General features: G+C 66.4%; 21 protein-coding genes and 1 pseudogene. 8 read left to right on the top strand and 14 right to left on the bottom strand.

Annotation, left to right across the window (positions count from 1 at the left end; all coding sequences use genetic code 11):
* Positions 1-26 precede the first annotated feature (26 nt).
* Entirely contained in the window at positions 27-1790 is a 1764-nt protein-coding gene (locus AWB95_RS02690) for a CocE/NonD family hydrolase (protein ID WP_062541011.1), read from the top strand.
* Positions 1791-1793: 3 nt separating this feature from the next.
* Here AWB95_RS02690 and AWB95_RS02695 read toward each other — a convergent pair whose 3' ends face one another.
* The 4 genes and pseudogenes from AWB95_RS02695 to AWB95_RS02705 all read right to left on the bottom strand — a co-directional run bounded on the left by AWB95_RS02695 (position 1794) and on the right by AWB95_RS02705 (position 4291).
* Positions 1794-3110 carry a cytochrome P450 gene (locus AWB95_RS02695; protein WP_062541005.1) on the bottom strand — a complete coding sequence of 439 codons (1317 nt, stop codon included), beginning with the start codon at positions 3108-3110 and terminating at the stop codon, positions 1794-1796.
* A gap of 20 nt (positions 3111-3130) precedes the next feature.
* Positions 3131-3250: pseudogene (locus AWB95_RS22875) on the bottom strand (SDR family NAD(P)-dependent oxidoreductase); the annotation flags it as partial.
* A 5-nt stretch (positions 3251-3255) separates the two neighbouring features.
* Positions 3256-3714, bottom strand: a complete 459-nt coding sequence (locus tag AWB95_RS02700) for an SRPBCC family protein (RefSeq protein ID WP_062541006.1) — start codon at positions 3712-3714, stop codon at positions 3256-3258.
* 148 nt (positions 3715-3862) lie between these two features.
* A complete protein-coding gene (locus tag AWB95_RS02705) occupies positions 3863-4291 on the bottom strand; it encodes a DUF6188 family protein (RefSeq protein ID WP_062541007.1) in 429 nt (142 codons plus the stop codon).
* A gap of 223 nt (positions 4292-4514) precedes the next feature.
* Between AWB95_RS02705 and AWB95_RS02710 the strand changes: the two genes are divergently transcribed.
* Both AWB95_RS02710 and AWB95_RS02715 read left to right on the top strand, forming a co-directional pair.
* Positions 4515-4985 carry a hypothetical protein gene (locus AWB95_RS02710; RefSeq protein WP_062541012.1) on the top strand — a complete coding sequence of 157 codons (471 nt, stop codon included), beginning with the start codon at positions 4515-4517 and terminating at the stop codon, positions 4983-4985.
* A gap of 30 nt (positions 4986-5015) precedes the next feature.
* The gene (locus AWB95_RS02715) at positions 5016-5585 is read left to right on the top strand and encodes a hypothetical protein (RefSeq protein ID WP_180275946.1); all 570 of its coding nucleotides are present in this window, start codon (positions 5016-5018) and stop codon (positions 5583-5585) included.
* Between the two features lie 14 nt (positions 5586-5599).
* On the opposite strand, the gene AWB95_RS02720 is transcribed toward AWB95_RS02715, so the two are convergent.
* Both AWB95_RS02720 and AWB95_RS02725 read right to left on the bottom strand, forming a co-directional pair.
* On the bottom strand, positions 5600-5830 hold the full coding sequence (locus tag AWB95_RS02720; RefSeq protein WP_062541008.1) for a DUF1918 domain-containing protein: 231 nt from the start codon (positions 5828-5830) through the stop codon (positions 5600-5602).
* Between the two features lie 146 nt (positions 5831-5976).
* Positions 5977-6963, bottom strand: a complete 987-nt coding sequence (locus AWB95_RS02725; RefSeq protein WP_062541009.1) for an esterase family protein — start codon at positions 6961-6963, stop codon at positions 5977-5979.
* Between the two features lie 329 nt (positions 6964-7292).
* Here AWB95_RS02725 and AWB95_RS02730 point away from each other — a divergent pair, with 329 nt between their 5' ends.
* Positions 7293-8507, top strand: a complete 1215-nt coding sequence (locus AWB95_RS02730; protein ID WP_085167605.1) for a DUF7159 family protein — start codon at positions 7293-7295, stop codon at positions 8505-8507.
* Between the two features lie 7 nt (positions 8508-8514).
* Here the strand turns inward: AWB95_RS02730 and AWB95_RS02735 are convergent, their stop codons facing one another.
* From AWB95_RS02735 to AWB95_RS02760, 6 genes are all read right to left on the bottom strand, one after another.
* Positions 8515-10149 carry a fatty acyl-AMP ligase gene (locus AWB95_RS02735; RefSeq protein WP_062539387.1) on the bottom strand — a complete coding sequence of 545 codons (1635 nt, stop codon included), beginning with the start codon at positions 10147-10149 and terminating at the stop codon, positions 8515-8517.
* A gap of 302 nt (positions 10150-10451) precedes the next feature.
* Positions 10452-11150 carry a DUF4389 domain-containing protein gene (locus AWB95_RS02740; RefSeq protein ID WP_062539388.1) on the bottom strand — a complete coding sequence of 233 codons (699 nt, stop codon included), beginning with the start codon at positions 11148-11150 and terminating at the stop codon, positions 10452-10454.
* Between the two features lie 75 nt (positions 11151-11225).
* A complete protein-coding gene (locus AWB95_RS02745; RefSeq protein ID WP_062539389.1) occupies positions 11226-12098 on the bottom strand; it encodes an LLM class F420-dependent oxidoreductase in 873 nt (290 codons plus the stop codon).
* Between the two features lie 7 nt (positions 12099-12105).
* A complete protein-coding gene (locus tag AWB95_RS02750; RefSeq protein WP_062539390.1) occupies positions 12106-12663 on the bottom strand; it encodes a YceI family protein in 558 nt (185 codons plus the stop codon).
* Positions 12660-13670, bottom strand: coding sequence for an alcohol dehydrogenase (locus AWB95_RS02755; RefSeq protein WP_085167607.1), 1011 nt, complete (start codon positions 13668-13670; stop codon positions 12660-12662). The genes AWB95_RS02750 and AWB95_RS02755 overlap by 4 nt, the downstream gene beginning before the upstream one ends.
* 9 nt (positions 13671-13679) lie before the next feature.
* Positions 13680-14939 carry a cytochrome P450 gene (locus AWB95_RS02760; protein ID WP_062539410.1) on the bottom strand — a complete coding sequence of 420 codons (1260 nt, stop codon included), beginning with the start codon at positions 14937-14939 and terminating at the stop codon, positions 13680-13682.
* 148 nt (positions 14940-15087) lie between these two features.
* Between AWB95_RS02760 and AWB95_RS02765 the strand changes: the two genes are divergently transcribed.
* A complete protein-coding gene (locus tag AWB95_RS02765; protein WP_062539391.1) occupies positions 15088-15537 on the top strand; it encodes a hypothetical protein in 450 nt (149 codons plus the stop codon).
* Between the two features lie 32 nt (positions 15538-15569).
* Positions 15570-15791, top strand: coding sequence for an Rv1893 family protein (locus AWB95_RS02770; protein ID WP_062539392.1), 222 nt, complete (start codon positions 15570-15572; stop codon positions 15789-15791).
* 43 nt (positions 15792-15834) lie between these two features.
* Here AWB95_RS02770 and AWB95_RS02775 read toward each other — a convergent pair whose 3' ends face one another.
* Entirely contained in the window at positions 15835-16965 is a 1131-nt protein-coding gene (locus tag AWB95_RS02775; RefSeq protein ID WP_062539393.1) for a nitronate monooxygenase, read from the bottom strand.
* A gap of 122 nt (positions 16966-17087) precedes the next feature.
* On the opposite strand from AWB95_RS02775, the gene AWB95_RS02780 reads away from it, so the two are divergent.
* Together AWB95_RS02780 and AWB95_RS02785 are read left to right on the top strand one after the other, a co-directional pair.
* Positions 17088-18161, top strand: a complete 1074-nt coding sequence (locus AWB95_RS02780; protein ID WP_062539394.1) for an NAD(P)H-dependent amine dehydrogenase family protein — start codon at positions 17088-17090, stop codon at positions 18159-18161.
* An 11-nt stretch (positions 18162-18172) separates the two neighbouring features.
* Positions 18173-18910 (top strand): glucose 1-dehydrogenase, encoded by a 738-nt coding sequence (locus AWB95_RS02785; protein ID WP_062539395.1) that lies wholly within the window; start codon positions 18173-18175, stop codon positions 18908-18910.
* 71 nt (positions 18911-18981) lie between these two features.
* Here AWB95_RS02785 and AWB95_RS02790 read toward each other — a convergent pair whose 3' ends face one another.
* Entirely contained in the window at positions 18982-19818 is an 837-nt protein-coding gene (locus AWB95_RS02790; RefSeq protein ID WP_062539396.1) for a TIGR03619 family F420-dependent LLM class oxidoreductase, read from the bottom strand.
* Between the last annotated feature and the right edge of the window lies 1 nt (position 19819).

The following is a 19819-nucleotide window of genomic DNA, read 5'->3' on the forward strand; positions in this document are numbered from 1 at the left end:
GCGTGCGGCACAACGTCGAGATCCCCATGAGCGACGGCATCGTGCTGCGCGCCGACATCCATTACCCGACCGACCCGCAGACCGGGCAGGCCGCAACCGGGCCGTTTCCCGTGTTGCTGTCGGTGACGCCGTACGGCAAGAAGGCCCCGCCACCGGCCGCCCAGATCGGCGGCGGCGCGACCCCATACCTGATCAAGCGCGGCTACATCGAGGCGATGGTCGACGTCCGCGGCACCGGCGCCTCCGGCGGCTCGTTCGAAATGTTCGGCGACCGGCAGACCCAGGACGGCGTCGACTTGGTCAACTGGGCGTCGACACTGCCCAACTCCAGTGGCCGGGTCGGCATGTTCGGTATCTCCTACCTGGCGATCAACCAGCTGTTCACCGCCGCCGCGGTCGGGCCGGACTCGCCGCTGAAGGCGATCTTCCCGGTGATGGCCGCGAACGACTTCTACCGCGACGCCGCAGCGATGGGCGGCGTGCCGCACTTGCGCACCATCCGGGCGTACGGGGCGGTCTACACGCTGCTCAACGTCGTCAACCCGACGCTGGAGCTGCTCGCCCCCGGTGGGCACCCGCGGCCCCGGTCCGGAGGACTCACGGCGGTGCGGCAGCGCGGCCGCGATCAGCGCCGCTACTTCGGGCCGCTGGTCGCCGACGCCATGAAAGGCGGCGAGGTGGCCTATGACGGAACCTTCTGGGACGCAATGCGTCCGGATGCCGTCGTCGGGAACATCGCCGCAAACGGTGTAGCAGTGTTTCTGGTCGGCGGCTGGCACGACGCCTTCCAGCGCGGCGCACCGCTCAACTACGCCACGCTGCAGAATGCATTCGCCGGCCGGGCGGAGCACTCGCCGATGAAACCGGGGCAGCCGGTGTCGGAGAAAATTCGGCTATTGATGGGGCCGTGGTACCACGTTTCGAATTTCGGTGGTCTGCACCTGAATTCGCTGCAGCTGCGCTGGTTCGACCACTGGTTGAAGGACGATCCCGACGCGGCGATGACCGGTTCCCCGTTCACTTTTCAGGCCATCGGAAGCTCGCAGTGGTTTCACGCTCGCGATTATCCGGTTGCCGAGGCGACGCCCACCCGCTTCTACCTGTCCCCGCAAAGCCGCTTGACCCGCGAACCCGTCGAAGACCAATGTGCTGTGACACTCAACTACAAGGCGCGGGGTCCGCTGGCGGGCCGGAGCCTCGAGCAGTGGACCCTGGGCCTGAACAGCTTCTTCGCCGCCCAGCGCGGCGGGCGGATTCGTTACGACCTGGACAGCCGTCGGCTCCAGCGCGGAGCGCTGACCTACACCACCGAGCCGTTCGACTCGCCCACGCTGCTGGCCGGACCGATCACCCTGACCCTGCACGCGACTGCCGACACGACGGAGACGCTATGGGTGGCCTACCTGGACGACGTCGCGCCGGACGGGGCCAGCCGGCCGCTGACGCAGGGCGCGCTGCTCGGCTCGCATCGCGCTCTGGACCCGGACCGCACCTGGTACCTGGACGACGGCACCGTGCTGCGCCCGCATCACCTGAGCACCCGAGCGGCCGTGCAGCCCGTTGTCCCGGGCGAGCTGACCCGCTACGACGTCGAGATCTTTCCCACCGCCGCGCTGATCGCTCCGGACCACCGGTTGTGTCTTACCTTGACCACTTACGACTTCCCGAACCTGGTGCCCACCAAGCCGTCGCGGCGAGCCCTGGCCGGCGGCCACTATCAGGTCCATCAAGGTGGGGCCACCCCGTCGCACATCGTTGTTCCGCTCGCGGACCCGGACGGCCTCGCGTAACAGCTAGCGCGCAGCCATCGACCGCGCCCGGCCCAGCGCCACTGGCAGCGACGACCAGCCCCGCAGCACCCGGGTGTCGCGCCGGCTGCCCTCACCCGCCGACCGCGCCTCGGGGAAGCGCTCGAAAAAGGTCCGCAACCCGACCTCGCCTTCGGCCCGGGCCAGCGCCGCCCCCAGACAGAAGTGCCGGCCACCGGAAAACGCGAGATGCCGGTTGGCATTGGGCCGTTCGACGTCGAAGCGGTTGGGCTCGTCGAAGACGGCGGGGTCGCGGTTGGCGGCACCGAGATAGATCACCACCAGCGCGCCGCGCATGACGGGCGTTCCGGCCACTTCGGTGTCCTTCAGAGCCACCCGCGCGGTCAGCTGAACCGGCGATTCCAGCCGCAGGATCTCCTCAACAGCGTTGGGCCACAGCTGCGGGCGCTGGTGCAGGGTCTGCACATGCTCGGGCTTATCCAGCAGCATACGGATCCCGTTGCCCAGCAGGTTCACCGTGGTTTCGAACCCGGCGGCCAACACCAGCCCGGCGGTTGCCTGAAGTTCGCGCTCATCCAGATACGTTTCGGCAGAACCACTTTCGGCGGTCTTGATCAGCTGGCTCATCAGATCGTCACCGGGAGTTCGCCGCAGCTGGCGCAGATGCTCGGCCAGCCAGCGGTTGAAACCCGCGATACCCGCTTGCACCTGTCGGTACTGCTGCCACGACAGCCCGAAATCCAAACTGGGCGCCGCTAATTCGCCGAACTCCAGAATGTGGCTCCGGTCCCGATCGGGCACGCCCAGGATGTCGCTGATGATCGCGACCGGCAGCTGGGAACAGTATCGGTCGACGACGTCGACGACACCCGGCTCGCGGGCAAGCTGATCCAGCAACGCCGTCGCGGTCTCTTCGACGCGGTCCCGCAATGCGGCCACAGCCCTGGGGGTGAACACCGACGACACGGTCTTGCGGTAGCGGGTGTGCTCCGGCGGCTCGACGGCCAGCAGTGACGGTGGCCGCAGCGGGTGCAGCAGGTCGTCGCGGGCGTGGCGCTCCAGCCAGCGCAGCGGCGCCGGCAAGTTCGATCCGATCGAGAGCACCCGGAAATCGTCGGATCGCAGAAGCTCATGGGCCACCGCGTGGTCCGCGGTGAGATGCCCGATACGGGTTCGCACCAACGGCCCGCGGCGCCGGATCTCCTCGTAGAAGGGCACGGGGTTGGCCTTGACAGCGGGATCGGCGATCAGCCGGGACTGCAGGTCACCTCGCCGGGCGGCGACGGAGGCGAGTCCGCGGACGAACCCGTGCAGCGCCAGCCAGTGCACCCTGTCTTTCACGCCGCGCCTCCATTTCCGGCAGACACCATGCCGTCGCCGTTGCGGTCGACGGCGCCGACTCGCCAGCCGTTGCGGTGGAACGGCTTTGCGCCCTCGCGGCCCATACCGCTGCCGGCACCGGTAATGAAGACCGATTTCACGACCGTCACTCGCTTTCGGCCACTTCCTTGATGCGTTGCAGCGTCTTCGTCATGTCCCGGATGTTGCGGCGTTGGCGCAGCCAGCCGCCGAATACCCAGTAATACAGACTGGTCAGCGGCGACGAGGCGAGCCGGAACGACTCGGTCACGTCGGTGCCGTCCCCGCTGGGCGACAGCCGGTAGTGCCAGGTGTTCACCGGCCGATCGCCGACGAGCACCTCGAAGCCGAATTCCCGTCCCGGGTCACAGGCGGTGACCCGGCACGTGGTCCAGTACACCGGCCCGATCTCGTTGCGCCGGACGTGCCCGCGGAATCGCGCGCCGAGCGCGGGACCGGTGGCGCCGTCGAGCCACTCTGCTTCGAACGTCTCGGGAGAGAACCGACCGGTATTGCGGACATCCGCAATCAGATTCCAGATCTTCTCCGCTGATGCTGCCATATGAACCGTCGCCGACCCTTGCATAGGCTGATCCAAGCATGTCTTGCGCCGATCGGCGACCCATTGCGCGGCGATAAAACGTCGCGACAAACAAAAACCAAACCAATCCCGGGTTTACGTCGGGAATGTCCGACGGCAGGCTGCTTAGGACTGCCGACGCAAATCCACCGGGCTACTGGTCGTCGAAATTTTCCGGCATGTCGTGGCGCACCACCCGCACTTTCCCGCCGGCCAGGCAAGCGGCATACCCGTGGTACTTGCCGTAGAGTTCCCACGCCGTCACGTTCTCGTCGGGTGACACGTCGATCTGGTGGCCGTCGGAAAACTCCAGGTGCAAATCCCCGGCGTCGTCCCAGCGCACCTCGGTGCACGTCGCCCCGGCGAAGTCAAACAGCGGCCGCTCCTGCTCAGCCGGGTCATTCGGATCGATGAAAACGACCCCGCTGGGTGCGGTGGGGGTGGCCGGCAGGGTCAGCCGCAGCGGCGCGGAGATGACGAGTTCGTTGTAATCCTCGAGATTCAGCACGAGACCGTCGCGGAACATGATCCGCTGCACCATACAGCCCTGAATCCAGTGCTCGATCAATTTCTGGTCCGTCATATATTCACTTTGGCCGCTATAAGGCACCTGCACAAGAGCGGAAATCGGTCGGGGACTTGTAAACGGACTTCTCGGTGTTCGACGCAATCGGCGGCCGGATAGCGCCGCCGTGGTGCCGACCCTTGTATCGACGCTCGAGACGCGCTAGCGTTTCGACGTCCTCCACCACGTTCCACATGGAGTGATCACCATCGACACGGAGATCAGTGAGGCCCCCGACAACATGAATCGATTCAAGGGCGACGGCGCGCTGGATGACGGTGAGGCTCCCGTCATTGTCAGCTTGGTCGAGGCGGCAATGCAGATGTTCACCGCATCGATCGAGGCCCTGCCAGACTCCAGCGATCCCGAGTTCTCCGGCCGCGCGGGGGTGATCCTGTCCGGTCTGCGCAAGCTGCAGGCGGCGCTCACCAAGGCGGCGTCCCGAGGCAGGTCGACGCCGTCGGTCATCGTGGCGCTCAGCGGGGTCCGCACCCAATACGACGACCTGATGGAGCGGGTCGCGGAAGCACCCGGGGCGACGTTGGGTCAGCAGTTGTACGTCACACGCAGGCGGGCCAAACTGTCCGCGCAGGAAACCGCCAACGGCGCCGGGCTGACGGCGGAGCTTCTCGACGCACTCGAAGCCGACGAGACGCCGACCGACGACGAGGCGGCCAAGATCAAGGAGCTCATCGCGGCGCTCGGCGGCTAGCCGGGCCGGCAATCCGAGTTAGCCTGGGGCGTGGCCGCAGTCCAACCACCATGGCTTCGCTCGCCGGCTGCTCGGGCCCTGCTTGCCGGCGCGTTGTCGATTTCGCTGGTGCTGGGCGGAGCATTCCTGGCGGTGGGCAGGCTTCATTCGTCTCCTGCCGACCTTGACCGACCCGCGCAGCCGGTCTCCGACGAGCAAAGCGAGAGCGAAGTCGTCGAGCAGGCAAGGCATCTCGTCGACGTAGCGCACTTGGAGAAGCCGACCGCGGGCTATCTGTTGATGTCCTGCAAGGACCGCGACAACCCGCCGTATCAGGGTGCGGTCTACCTGAACTTCACCGTGCCCGCCGCCGCCCGCGCCGACACCTACTTCCAGGACATCGGCACGGCCATGGTCGAGCACGGCTGGACCGAAGGGCAGGCCTCCAACCAGCACGTGTTCGGTAAAACCCTGAACAAGGACGGCGTCACCGCGATTTTGTACCGCGACGACGACTATCCCAACCTCGGAGTCGCGCGTCTTTACGGACAGTGCCGGAACATGAACGACCACCGCCGCGACACAACGGCCTGGGTCGACGTCACCGACCGGGTTCAATGACCCGGTATCGGCCGCTACGCGCCGGCCGGCGCCCGGGTGCGGGTTTCGGCGGCCTCCATCTCCTGGGGTGAGACGACGAGAGCGTCGGGACCGGGAAACACCGTCGCCACATGGTCGCTGGCCCACTGCACCACGTAGGGCGGTGACCCGTCGGGCGAACGCACCTCGATGATCAAGCCACGATGGTCTGGCTGTGCAACAGTCGTCCCCTTGATGACCAGCCAATCGCCAACCTTGGCCTTCATCGCGCAGAACCTTCCTTCTTGGGTCGAGCTATTTTCCTCGCTTTTCCGATTGTGCGCGCGTCGGACGTGTTCGGAAAGGGGTGTGGGCCAACAAAAACTGCGCTTGACGGATCACCGTCAAGCGCAGCTTTCTGCTCGCGCGTGGTTTAGCCACCGCCTCCGCCTGCGCCCAGGCTGCTCTGCAGATCGGGCTTCATGGCGTTGAGCTGGGCTCCCCAGTACTCCCAGCTGTGCGTGCCGTAGGGCGGGAAGTTGAACACGGCGTTGTGACCGCCGGCGGCGTTGTAAGCCTCTTCGAACTTCTTGTTACCGCCGATCATGAAGTTGCTCTCGAGGAACGTGGCCGGGAGGTTGGCCCCGCCCAGTTCGTTCGGAGTGCCGTTGCCGCAGTAGACCCAGAGCCGGGTGTTGTTGGCGACGAGTTGGCCGACGTTGACCGTGGGGTCGTTGCGCACCCATGCCGGGTCGCTGTCCGGCCCCCACATGTCTTCCTTCTTGTAGCCGCCGGCGTCATTCATCGCCAGGCCTATCCAGCTCTGTCCGGTCGACGGGCTGAGGTAGCCGGACAGCGAACCGGCGTAGATGAACTGTCCCGGGTGGTAGATCGCCAGGTTCATCGCCGATGCGCCGGCCATGGAGATTCCGACCGCGGCGCTACCGGTCGGCTTGACGTTCTGGTTGGACGCCAGGTATCCGGGCAGCTCACTGGTCAGGAAGGTTTCCCACTTGTAGGTCTGGCAGCCGGACTTGCCGCACGCCGGGTTGTACCAGTCGGTGTAGAAGCTGGACTGCCCACCGACGGGCATCACGACCGACAGGCCGGACTGGTAGTACCACTCGAAGGCGGGGGTGTTGATGTCCCAGCCGTTGTAGTCGTCCTGGGCACGCAAGCCGTCGAGCAGATAGACGGCCGGGGAATTGGCTCCGCCGCTCTGGAACTGGACCTTGATGTTTCGGCCCATCGCGGCCGACGGCACCTGCAGGTAGTCGACCGGCAAACCGGGCCGGGAGAAGGCCCCGGCGGTCGCGGCTCCACCCACAAGGCCGACCAGGCCTGGCAGTGCGGCGGCCGCCACCGCGGCGATCGTCAGCCGCCGCGCCCAGCCCCGTACCTTCTTGCTCACGTCTGTCATACCGTGCCCCTTGTCGTATGCCGTCGCGCGCCCTTGGCAGAACTTACCGTGTGGTAGTCCATATGTCGATCACAGCGCAAACATGTCGCGACGCTGTATCGGCGACAATCACCTGCTCAGCGTCCGTGCTGGGCGACGCGCAGCGGCTGTTATGGCTACGTGTGCCGCCACGCGTTGGCCGATGCCCTTCAGCAGATGTCGCGACGCCCGCGTAGGCTCACCCCGGGTACGCCGACGACGACCACATTGCCCCGGTCCCGTCCGGGCGCTGCGAACCACCGCTATTTGAACGGTGACGTCGCAGGTAGGGGCACGATTGAGGTGCGAATTTGGATACGGTACTAGGGCTGTCGCTGACGCCGACCGCCGGCGGCTGGGTGCTGGTCGAAGGCCGCCACGCCGACGGCGCCATCGTGGATCACGACGACTTCGCGGTGCGCACCGGCGGCGGGATGCGCGTGGCCACCACCTGCGAGCAAGCGACTGCGGCGGTGTTAGAGGCCCAAGCCGCGGCGGCGCGGCGCGATCAGCGACTTCATGTCGTCGGCGTCACGTGGACCGACGACGCCGCGGCCGAGGCCGCGCTGCTCTTGGAGTCGTTGACCGAGGCGGGGTTCGACAACGTCGTGCCGATCCGGTTGGTCGAGGCCGCCGAGACGCTGGCGCGCGGCATCGCGCCCGTCGTCGGCTATGACAAGGCCGCGGTGTGCCTCCTGCAGGGCGAGTCGACAACCGTGGTGATGGTCGACGACTCCGACGGCCAGGGCAAAACCGCCGTCAAACAGCTGGAGGGAGGCGCCGATCGGCTCACTGTGTGGCTGACCGCGATGTTCGACCGGAGCACCTGGCAACCGGGTGGCGTGGTGGTCGTCGGCCCCGATCACGACCTCGATGCGCTCTCGTGGCAGCTGGAGAATGCGCTGCCGGTACCGGTGTTCACCCAAAGCGGCACGCCGCTGGCCCTCGCCCGCGGCGCAGCCCTGGCATCGGCGCAGACGACCGACTTCACCGATGCCCCGCTGATCGAGTCGATTGCGGCAGTCAGCGGGGCGCCCGTGCCTTCACGGCCACGAGGCTACGCCGGCGCGTTGACCATGCTGGTGGCCGGCGCGGTGACGCTGGTGGCGTCGGTGTCGCTGGCGGTGGGCCCGCGACTGCTTCCCGACAAGCCGGCCGGGCCGGTGAAGCAGATGGTTCACAAGACGACGCCGGCCCCGGTGGCCAAGGCGCCTGCGCCGCCGCCGGCCAAAGTCGAGACACCGGCTCCGAAGGCGGCGCCGGAACCGGAGCCGCCGCAGCAGCCGGCCGTCGCCGCGGCGCCCGCCGAGCCACAAACCGTCGCGTCGGCAGACCAACCGGTCAACGTGCCGGCCGCCGAGCCGGTCCCGGCCCCGGTGCCACCGCCGCCTGTCGCGCCGCCGCCGGAGCCCGATCCGCACCCGCTGTTGACGAAGCTGCTCAACCGCCTGCACGGGGTACCTGACGATGCTGCTCCGGCACCCGCACCGCCGCCGCCACCCAACCCCGGGGCGCCGGCGCCGTAGGAGCCGATCAGCCGACGAGCGAGAGCGCGTAGGAGCGACGCAGCTTGCCCGACGGTGTTTTGGGAATGATTCCCGGAGCAACCACCACTACCTTGCGTGGTCGTGCTTCGACCTCGGCGACCACCTCGTGGGCCACCTGGCGCTCGATGCGCCGCACTTCGGCGGGATTGTCGAAGGCGTTCGACTCGACCACGACCGCAAACGTCTCCCGCGACCGCCCGGCGTGCAACCGCACCGCGGCCGCGCAACCGGGACGGACACCGTCGACGCGCTCGGCTGCCCGTTCGATGTCGGTCGGGTAAATGTTGCGGCCGGCCATGATGATGACGTCTTTGACCCGGCCGCATACCACGACCTGGCGATCCTCGGTCAGATAGGCAAGATCGCCGGTGTCATACCAGCCCTGGTCGTCTTGTGCGGCGACAAAACCTGCCGCCGTGGTGTAACCGGACGTGACCGGCTGGCCACGGACCTGGATCACTCCGACACCGCGGGCGGGCAACACGTTGGCGTCATCGTCGACGATGCGTGCCTCCAGACCCGCCAGCAACGGCCCCAGACAGGCGAGCCGGCGCGTCTTGCCCCTGGTTGCCGGAACGGCGCGGCGAAGAACCGCAAGCAAGTCGGCGTCAACCTCGTCGACCCTCAGGCCGGCGCCGCACTCCGAAAACGACACGGCCACCGTAGTTTCGGCCATGCCGTAGGCGGGCACAATGGCCTGCGGCCGCAGCCCGAAAGGGGCACCGGCGGCACAGAAATCTTCCACATCGTCCGGCTCGACGTGTTCTGCGCCCGACAGCGCCCACCGCAGGCTCGACAAGTCGAATTGGCCGGGCGTGCTCTGCTTGCGTAATCGCTTGGCCAGCAACGAATAAGCGAAGTTGGGAGCGGCGGTCATAGTGCCCTTGTACTTGTCGATCAGCCTGGCCCACAGCAGTATGTCGCGCAGGAAGTCCAGCGGGGTGATTTTCACCAGCTCGGCGCCGAAATACATTGGCACGGTGAGAAATCCGGTCATCCCCATGTCATGGAACAGCGGCAACCAGCTCACGATGACGTCGTTGTCGAGGTCGTACTTTGCTCCGCTGAACATCGCCTCGGCGTTGGACACCACATTGCGGTGGGTGATCCGAACCGCCTTCGGCGAGCCCGTCGAGCCAGACGTCAGCTGCAGCAGCGCCACATCGTTGTCACACGTTTCCACGGGATCGACCGGATCTGCCGCAAGCAATTGGTCGACGCCGAGCACGCGCATACCCAACTCGGTCAGCAGGGGAGCCGCCGCCATGAACGGGTCGGAGATGACCACGGCCCGAGCCCCGATCACCCCGATTACCGCCGCCGTCTCGATCGCCCAGGACTGTAGGTCGGTGCGTGGCGTGGGCTGATGCAGCATCGTGAGGCTGGCCCCGCGCATCCACAGCGCCTGGGCCGTCGGCGCGATATCGACGGGAGCACCTGCCAATACCGCGACCGCGTCGCCATGCCCGACGTCGGCAGCCGCCAAACCGCCCGCTACCCGGCGCGCCCGCTGGTGCACCTGGGCCCAGGTGTGCCTCACCGGAGAGACTGGTTCGCCAGTCGTCATTCCATTTCGACTGGTCAGAGCATTGGCGAACATGGTGTCGGTGAATCCGCTCACGCCGGCCTCCCGTGCGCGTTGCTTGGCACGCTTATCGGTGTTTTAGCAGATATCAGCGGCCGTGAAGCCGGTTTCAGTGGTGGACGTAGACAAAAGACATATCCCACCTGCGAGACTCCGTTACAACGGCGTGCTATCGCAGATGGCAACCCTCCAGCGGGCCCCGACGAACCTACGATCGCCACACTGTAGCTCTCAACGTGCGGCGATTCCAGATCAAACGCGGGACGCGCAAAACCTGTTTTCAAACTGTCACACAACAGCGCACTTTCATTGATGCCGGCGGTGGCGCACCAAGCAGCTCAAGGGGTTTCGTTCACTGGCGCGGGCTCGGACTCGCGCGGCCCCATGTCGAGACGAAACGGCGGATACTCGTCGCGCATCAACGCGCTGTAGGCCCGGACCCGAATCGCCCACCGGTTGATCCCGATCACGAAGTCGTACAACCCTTTCGGGTAGCGGCCGGTGAACAGCAGGCCCAGCACGGCGATCACCAACAGGATCGCTATCAACGGCGGCAAGTCGTAGCCGACGACCTCGTCCGGGTTGACCATGAGAAACCGCCAGCCTCCGGTGAAGAAGGCCAGAAGTATCAGATAGTGCGGAATCGCCAGTAGCCACCACTTGACGAGCACCAGGCCGCGACTCAGCCGCTCCGGATAGTCGACCTCCAAATCGGCCGGATACTCGGCGTTGGGCTGCAGGCTGAACGGCGGGTACTCGTCGGTGCCCAGCGCGGTCAGCGCGTAAAACGTGACCCGCCAACGCCACCGCTTGACCCCGACGCTGAAGTCGAACAACGCGCGGGGATATTTGCCGGTGAACAGAATCGCGAAGAAGGCGATCACGGTGACCACCAAGACCGCGATGTGCAAGAAGAACAACACGATGTAGTGCGGAATGGCCAGGATCCATTTGATCAGCCATTGCCATCGCGATAGGGCGGGATCGAGGTCGCCTCGAACGCGGACGGGATAAGCGGTGGTTTCGGCTTGCGTCATCGACAGCTCCTCACGCGCGCTCGGCTAGAGGATGAGCCGTCGTTGCCATTTTGACAACCCTCGCCGCCAATTTCGTCAGCCGTCGAGCGCTCTTGCGGCTTCGGCGGCCCGCGTCAACGCGGTCAGGTGGTCGTCGACCGACGCCAACCCCGCGCCCATCGTGTTGATCGAGACGTGGCTGGCGCCGGCGTCGGCCCAGCGGCGGAGTTCCTCGACGAGCCGATCGGGGTTGCCGCGCCACGAGGCACGGCCCTCCATGCCGATACCGGCCGGGTCTCGGCCCGCTTCGATTGCCGCGTCCCGCACCGCCTGCCGTGCCCGCTCGAGGTCCGGGCCGGGACCCACCATGGGAAACCAGCCGTCGCCGAGACGGCCGGCGCGCCGGCAGGCTCGCGGCGAGGACGCGCCGAACCACACCGGGATCGGTCGCTGAATCGGCAGCGGCGCGAGTCCGGCCCCGGTGATCTGGTGATAGGTGCCGCGGTAGGTGACCGACGGCTCGGTCCAGAGCCGGCGCATCACGTCGACCTGCTCGTCACAGCGCTTACCGCGGTTTGAGAAGTCTTCGCCGAGCGCCTCGTATTCCACCGTGTTCCAGCCTAATCCGACGCCGAGGCGCAGCCGCCCATCGCTGAGCAGGTCGACCTCGGCGGCCTGCTTAGCCACCAGAACGGCCTGGCGCTGCGGCAGGATCACGATGCCGGTCACCAGCTCCAGCGAGATGGTGATCGCCGCGAGGAAGCCGAACGTCACCAGCGGCTCGTGGAACGTGCTGTACAGGTCATAGGGTCCGGCCCAGCCGGTGTGGATCGCCGGGTCGGCGCCGACGACGTGGTCGTAGGCAAGTAGGTGGGTGAAGCCGAGTCCCTCGACGTGCTCGGCGTAGGCGCGCACCGCGCCGGCGTCGGCGCCGATTTCGGTTTGCGGGAATACCACTCCGACCCGCATGAGCCTCCTAACCTTTGGCGTGGTGCGCGGCGAACGATACGGTCACTTCGTCGGCGACCTTCAGCGAGCCCATCAGCAACGAGTATGGCTTGACACCGAAATCGGATTGCCGGACGGTGACGCGCGCGGACATCTGCCACGATTCGCCGAGATCTGTCGTGCCAAGGTCGATTACCTGCTTGCGCGTCTTGCCCCGGATCTGCAGCGGCCCGGTTAGGCGGTAGCCGTCGGCGCTCTTGGCGATGTCCTCTGCGGCGAAGTTGATCTGGGGAAACCGCTCGGCGCCCAGCGAGCGCAGTGCGTTGGAGCGCACCAACGACTTCTCCGCCCCGGACAGCGGCGTGACACCCCCTTCACCGCGCAACACGTCGAGCGAATTCACGTCGACGGCCAGTTCGGCCGCGGCCGGTTCATCGCCGGCCCATGTCACCGTGGAATGCCATTGCCGCATCGCTATCGTGAGGCGATGGCCCATCCTCGCGGCCCGGCCGGTGACCCCGGTGTGAACGAGCAACTCGCCGTCGGATGCGTCCAGGGTCCAGACGACTCCGTTGTGCTCAGTCACACGGTCAGGACGGTCCGGTAATGCGCCCGTCCCTGCTCCAAGGCCGCGTAACCGTCGGCAGCTTGCGAGAGCGGCAGTTCTTCGATCCATGCCCGCACGCCGGACAGGACGGCGAATTGCATTGTCTCCTCAACCTCTTTGGCGGTCCCGGACGGATGGCCGACGATCGACAGGCCGGGGTTGATCAGCTGCAGCGGGCTGACGGGCAGCGGCTCGGGCGTGACGCCGATCGTGACCAACTCACCTTGGGGCTGCAGGCCGCCGACGGTCGCGGCCATGGCCTGCGAATTGCCTGCCGTGGCCAGCACGACCGCCACCCCACCAAGCGCTTTCAGCGCTTCGGCGACATCGCCGGTGGCGTCGATGTAGTGGTGAGCGCCAAGCTTCCGGGCATCTTCGGCCTTGGCGGTGCCGCGATTGATCGCGATGGTCTCGAAACCCATTGCGCGGGAGAACTGCACACCGAGATGGCCGAGCCCGCCGACACCGAGGATCGCCACCCGGTCACCGGGTAGCGCCTTGGTGTGACGCAGCGCGTTGTAGGTCGTGACACCGGCGCAACCCATCGGAGCGGCTTGTGCGTCGGACAGCTCGGACGGGATTCGAGCCAGTGCAGTGGCCGGTACTGTCACCGATTCGGCGTAGCCGCCGGGATAGTGCCAGCTCGGCACCTTGCCGTTGACGCAGTGGATGAAAAGGCCCTTGCGACACTGGTCGCATTGGTTGCAGTTTCCGCCGAACCATCCGACGGCGACACGATCGCCCACCGTGAAGTCCTCGACGCCGGCGCCGATCTCGGCGATCTTGCCGGCGATTTCATGCCCTGGAGTCAGTGGCCAGGACAGGCCGGGAAATGCGCCGGCGACAAAATGGGCGTCGGTGCCACAGATGCCGCAGGCACCGACGTCGATGCGCACTTGGCCACGCCCAGGCGACGTTGTCTCGACTTCGGCGATCTCCAGCGGCGCGCCCGCGGACTTCACCTGGACTGCTTTGTGTGAGGGCATGGGCGCAGCCTAATGCGCGACAGGGTATTTCGCGCCTGCGGTGTGGTAGTCGACCTGCCAATGCTTGATGCCGTTGAGCCAGCCCGAACGCAACCGCTCCGGCTTACCGATCGGCGTCAGGTCGGGCAGCTGGTCGGCGATCGCGTTGAAAATGAGGTCGATCGTCATCCGCGCCAGGTTGGCCCCCATGCAGTAATGCGCGCCGGTGCCGCCAAATCCCACGTGCGGGTTGGGATCCCGCAGAATGTTGAAGGTGAGCGGGTCGTCGAACACCTCCTCGTCGAAGTTGGCTGAGCGGTAAAACATCACCACCCGCTGGCCTTCCTTGATCTGCACACCGGAGAGCTCATAGTCGCGCAATGCGGTGCGCTGGAACGACGTAACAGGCGTCGCCCAGCGCACGATTTCGTCGGCGGCGGTGCCCGGCCGCTCCTTTTTGAACAACTCCCACTGATCGGGGAAGTCGGTGAACGCCATCATTCCCTGGGTGATGGAGTTTCGGGTGGTCTCGTTGCCGGCGACGGCTAGCAGGATGACGAAGAAGCCGAACTCGTCCTCGGAGAGTTTGTGCCCGTCGACGTCGGCCTGGATCAACGTGGTGACCAGATCTTGCCCCGGGTTCTTGGCCTTCTCGGCGGCCATCTGCATGCCGTACATGATCAGCTCGACCGACGCGGTGATGGCGTCGTTGCCGGCGAACTCGGGGTCCTGGTCGCCGACCATCTGATTGGACCAGTGAAAGAGCTTCTTGCGGTCTTCCTGCGGCACACCCATGAGCCCGGCGATCGCCTGCAGCGGCAACTCACACGAGACCTGTTCGACGAAGTCCCCGGCGCCCTGGTCGGCCGCAGCTTGCACGATGCGCCGCGCACGCTCGCCCAGCTCGTCGCGCAGCCGTTCGACAGCTCGTGGCGTGAAGGCCCGCGAGACGATCTTGCGCAGCCGGGTGTGCTGCGGCGCGTCCATGTTGAGCAGGACGAACTTGCCGCGCTCGATCTGCTCGCCGACGGTGCCGTCCTTGTACCGCGGCAGCGCGGTCTTCTTCAGACTGGAAAAGACGTCGCTACGCAGCGAAATCTCCTTGACGTCCTTGTGCTTGGTGACCACCCAGAAGCCGCCGTCGTCGAATCCGCCCGCACCGATGGGCTGCTCGTTCCACCAGATCGGTGCGACTCGGCGCATCTCGGCCAACTCCTCGACGGGCAACCGCTCGGCGTAGATATCGGGGTCGGTGAAATCGAATCCGGGGGGAAGATTCGGAGTCGGCATCGGCACTCCTCGAGTACGGCCTGCAAAGGACATCTCTGGGTCAGTAAAGCACCGGGGCCGCGGAATTGGAACGTGTTCTCACAAGCGCAGCCGGTCTAGCATGTGAAACGGCCTTGTGGCCCGGATCGCACTCGTTATGCTTTGGCCCATGATTCGCGAACTACTCATCGCCGGGGCACTTGCCGGAGCCGCTGTCGGCTTTGCATCGGGCGCCGCCGCCGACAACGGGCACTACGACGGCGACGTACCGGGGATGAACTACGACGCCTCCCTCGGCGCGCCGTGCGACAACTACAAAACGTTCATCTTCGGGCGCGGTCCCGGTGGACAGGCCGAGGCCTGTCACTTCATCACCCACCAGTTTCCGGCCGCGCAGTCCGGCTACTGGGTGATCACCTACCCGCTGCACGGGGTCCAGCAGGTCGGCGCACCGTGTCCTAATCCCCGCGGAGCGTCGGCCCAGTCTCCCGACGGATACCCGATGCTGTGCACCGAACACGGGTGGCAGATCGGGCAATTGACCAGCGGCGGGTTCCCGCTTCAAAGCGGAGGGTTCCCCTCAGACACAGGTATCACCAGCGATAACCCGAACCCGTAATACGTATCCAGATCACAGAAGCGGAGAATCTGATGGCCTTCAACCCGAATGAGGCGCTCGGCGCCGTCAGGGACATCGCGGCCAACGCGGTCGAAAAAGCCTCCGACATCGTCGAGAACGCCGGTGACATCATCCGCGGCGACATCGCCGGCGGCACCGGCGACATCGTGCACAACTCGATCGAGATCTTCACCTACGCCTTCGACAGAGCCAAAGAGGTCTTCACCGGCGTCGGCGCCGACGACGTCGACTAATCAGAAGCGTTGCGGCGGTTCGCTTTTGGCCGGCGGCCGCTGACTAGGCGCTGGCGGCGGCGTTGAGTTCGTCGAGCCGGTTCGTCGCCTCCAGGTACTCCTGCACCCAGCGCTCGATGACGGTGGACGTCTTCTCCACCTTGGTGAATTGTCCGACGACCTGGCCGACCGGATTGAACGCGACGTCGACGGTCTCGTTCGGGTACTTGTTCGTGGCGCGCACGGCCATGCCGGAGACCATGTACTGCAGCGGCATGCCGAGCGGCTTGGGGTTCTCCGGCTTCTCCCAGGCCTCGGTCCAGTCGTTGCGCAGCATCCGGGCCGGCTTGCCGGTGAAAGAGCGACTACGCACGGTGTCACGGCTGGAGGCTTTGGCATACGCCGCCTGCTGAACCGGGGTGTTCGACGCTTCCTCCACCATCAGCCACTGCGATCCGGTCCACGCGCCTTGAGCGCCAAGCGCCAGGGCCGCGGCGATCTGCTGGCCGCTGCCGATGCCGCCGGCGGCCAGCACCGGCACCGGCGCGACCTCCTTGACGACCTGCGGCCACAGCACGATCGAGCCGACCTCCCCGCAGTGGCCGCCGGCCTCGCCGCCCTGCGCGATGATGATGTCAACACCCGCGTCGGCGTGCTTGCGGGCCTGCGACGGTGAGCCGCACAGCGCGGCCACTTTGCGGCCTTCGTCGTGAACGTGCTTGATCATCTCGGCGGGGGGAGTGCCCAGCGCGTTGGCGATCATCGCCACCTTCGGGTGCTTCAGCGCGACCTCGACCTGCGGGGTGGCGGTCGCCTCGGTCCAGCCCAGCAGTTGCAACGTGTCCTCGTCGGCGTTCTCCACCGGAACACCGTGGTCGGCCAGGATCTTCTTGGCGAAATCCAGGTGCTCCTGCGGCACCATCTTGCGCAGCGTCTCGGCCAGCTCCTCGGCGGACAGGTGCGAGTCCATGCCCTCGTACTTGTTGGGGATCACGATGTCGACCCCGTACGGGTGGTCGCCGATGTTCTCGTCGATCCAGTTCAGCTCGATTTCCAGCTGCTCGGGGGTGAAGCCGACCGCGCCAAGCACCCCGAAACCGCCGGCTTTGCTCACCGCGACGACGACGTCGCGGCAGTGCGTGAAGGCGAAGATCGGAAACTCGATGCCGAGTTCGTCGCAGATGGGAGTGTGCATCACTGTTCCTTAACTAGGGGCGGTCGAAGAATTGGAACGTGTTCTAGTTTAGTACATCGCACGGTACTGTGTCGCCTGGCGGCCGCGCCGTATGAGACCCCATAGTCCACAAGGAGGCAGCCATGACGATCCGCGTCGCGCACATTGGCACCGGGAACGTGGGACGTCTGGCGCTCAGCCAACTCATCACCGACCCGCGCTTCGAGCTGACCGCGGTGTGCGTCTCGTCGGACGCCAAGGTCGGCAAGGATGCGGGGGAGCTGGCCGGGCTCGACGTCTACACCGGCGTCACGGCGACGGACGACCTGGCCGCGCTGCTGTCCACCGGGCCCGACTGCGCGGTCTACTGCGCGATGGCCGACAACCGCCCCGCCGAGGCGATCGGCGACTGCCTGCGCATCCTGGCCGCGGGCGTCAATGTCGTGGGCTCCGCGCCGGGAGTGCTGCAGTATCCGTGGCAGCTGATGCCCGACAAGTACATCGCCCGCGTGGAAGACGCTGCACGCCTGGGCAATTCGAGCCTGTTCATCACCGGAGTCGACCCGGGCTTCGCCAACGACCTAGTCCCGTTGGTGTTCGCCAGCACCTGTCAGCGGGTCGAGCAGGTGCGCTGCATGGAAATCGCCGACTACGCCACCTACGACGGCGCAACCGTGATGTTCGACGTGATGGGCTTCGGAAAGCCGCTCGACGAAGTTCCGATCCTGTTTCAGCCGGGTGTGCTGAGCATCGCGTGGGGCACGGCGATCCGGCAACTGGCGGCCGGGCTGGGCATCGAGGTGGACGAGATCACCGAATCCTGCGAACGCGAGCCCGCGCCGGAGGCCTTCGATATCGCGGCCGGCCATATCCCGAAGGGCAGCGTCGCCGCGATGCGCTTCGAGATCCGCGGCATGGTCAAGGGCGAGCCGGTCATCGTCATCGAGCACGTGACCCGGCTGCGGGAGGACCTGCGTCCGGACTGGGCTCAGCCCGCGCAGCCCGGCGGCTCGTATCGCGTCGAGATCACCGGCGAGCCGTCCTACGCCGTCGACATCTGCCCGACCAGCAGCAAGGGCGATCACAACCATGCCGCGATCGTGGCCGCGGCGGGGCGGATCGTGAACGCCATCCCCGCGGTGGTCGCGGCCGAGCCCGGCATCCGCACAACGCTGGACCTGCCGCTGATCACCGGCACGTGTCCGACGCTGCGGTAGCCTGACCCGTCATGGGACGCGTGGACGGCAAGGTTGCACTGATCAGTGGCGGCGCTCGGGGCATGGGTGCTTCGCATGCCCGGCTGCTGGTCGCCGAGGGTGCCAAGGTGGTGGTCGGCGACATCCTCGACGACGAGGGCAAGGCGCTGGCCGACGAACTCGGTGACGCGGCGCGCTACGTGCACCTCGACGTCACCGAGCTCGAGCAGTGGGAAGCCGCGGCCGCCACCGCCGTCCAGGAGTTCGGCAGGCTCAACGTTCTGGTCAACAACGCCGGCATCGTCGCGCTCGGCCAGATCCACAAGTTCGATATGGCCAAGTGGCAGAAGGTCATCGACGTCAACCTCACCGGCACGTTTTTAGGCATGCGGGTGGCGGTCGAGCCGATGATCGCCGCCGGCGGCGGCTCGATCATCAACGTGTCGTCGATCGAGGGGCTGCGCGGCGCTCAGATGGTGCACCCCTACGTGGCGTCGAAGTGGGCGGTGCGCGGGCTCACCAAATCCGCGGCGTTGGAGTTGGCGGCGCATCAAATCCGGGTCAACTCAATCCATCCGGGCTTCATCCGTACCCCGATGACCAAACACTTTCCGGACAACATGCTCACCATCCCGCTCGGCCGCCCCGCTGAATCGAGCGAGGTGTCGACGTTCGTGCTGTTCTTGGCCAGCGACGAGTCGTCCTACTCCACCGGCAGCGAGTACGTCATGGATGGTGGTCTGATCCTCGACGTGCCGCACAAAATCTAGCGCTCCGCGCCGAGTGGCCAGTTATTGCACGCTTTTCGTGAAATAGCGTGCAATAACTGGCCACTCGCGGGTCAGAGATAAGTTTCGGCGAACTGTTCGATCGCCGCGCGGTAGCCGATGTCGAGCCCGGCCCACGGCGCGCACATCACCGCGGTGATCCCGATGTCCTCGGCTCGCCGGTACAGGTCTAGCGACGGCGGCTCCAGCAGCGCCAGCATGATCTCGAAGGGTTCGCTGTCCCGCCCGTACTCGCGGCGCAGATCGTGCAGCGTGGCGACGTATCGCGCGGCGTCGTCCCAACCGTAGGCGGTGCCGACCCAGCCGTCGCACAGCCGGGCCGCGCGCCGCAGCGCCGCATCCGATTCGCCGCCGCCAAGGATTGGCACCGGCGCCGTCGGGTGTGGCTCGAGCATCAACTCGGGCACCTGGTAGTAGTGCCCGCTCCACGACACCCAGCCGCCCTGCCACAGCGCGCGCAGCGCGGGAATCATCTCGTCGAGCCGCTTGCCCCGGTTTCCGAAGTCTTGGCCCAGTAACTCGAATTCCTCCCGCATCCAGCCGGCGCCGACCGCCAGCGCGACCCGGCCACCGGAAATCACCGACGCGGTCGCCACTTGTTTGGCGACCTCCAGCAGTGGACGCGCGGGTGCGACGTAGACGGCGTTGGAGAGGCGCAGCCGCCGGGTCACCGCGGCCATCGCGCCGATCAGGATCCACGAATCGGGCCAGGCGGTGTCCGGCGGCCACATGGGCTTGCCGGTCGGCGACGGGTACGGTGACGCCAGCTCGCGCGGATAGATCAGATGGTCCGCGCAGATCACTCCGTCGAAGCCGGCTTCGTCGAGAATCTGCGCGACCGCAATCGCGTCGGCGGCGTTCATAAACGCTGTGCCGGACCAGAATTGCATA

This window comes from Mycobacterium celatum, from assembly GCF_002101595.1.
Taxonomy (GTDB): domain Bacteria; phylum Actinomycetota; class Actinomycetes; order Mycobacteriales; family Mycobacteriaceae; genus Mycobacterium; species Mycobacterium celatum.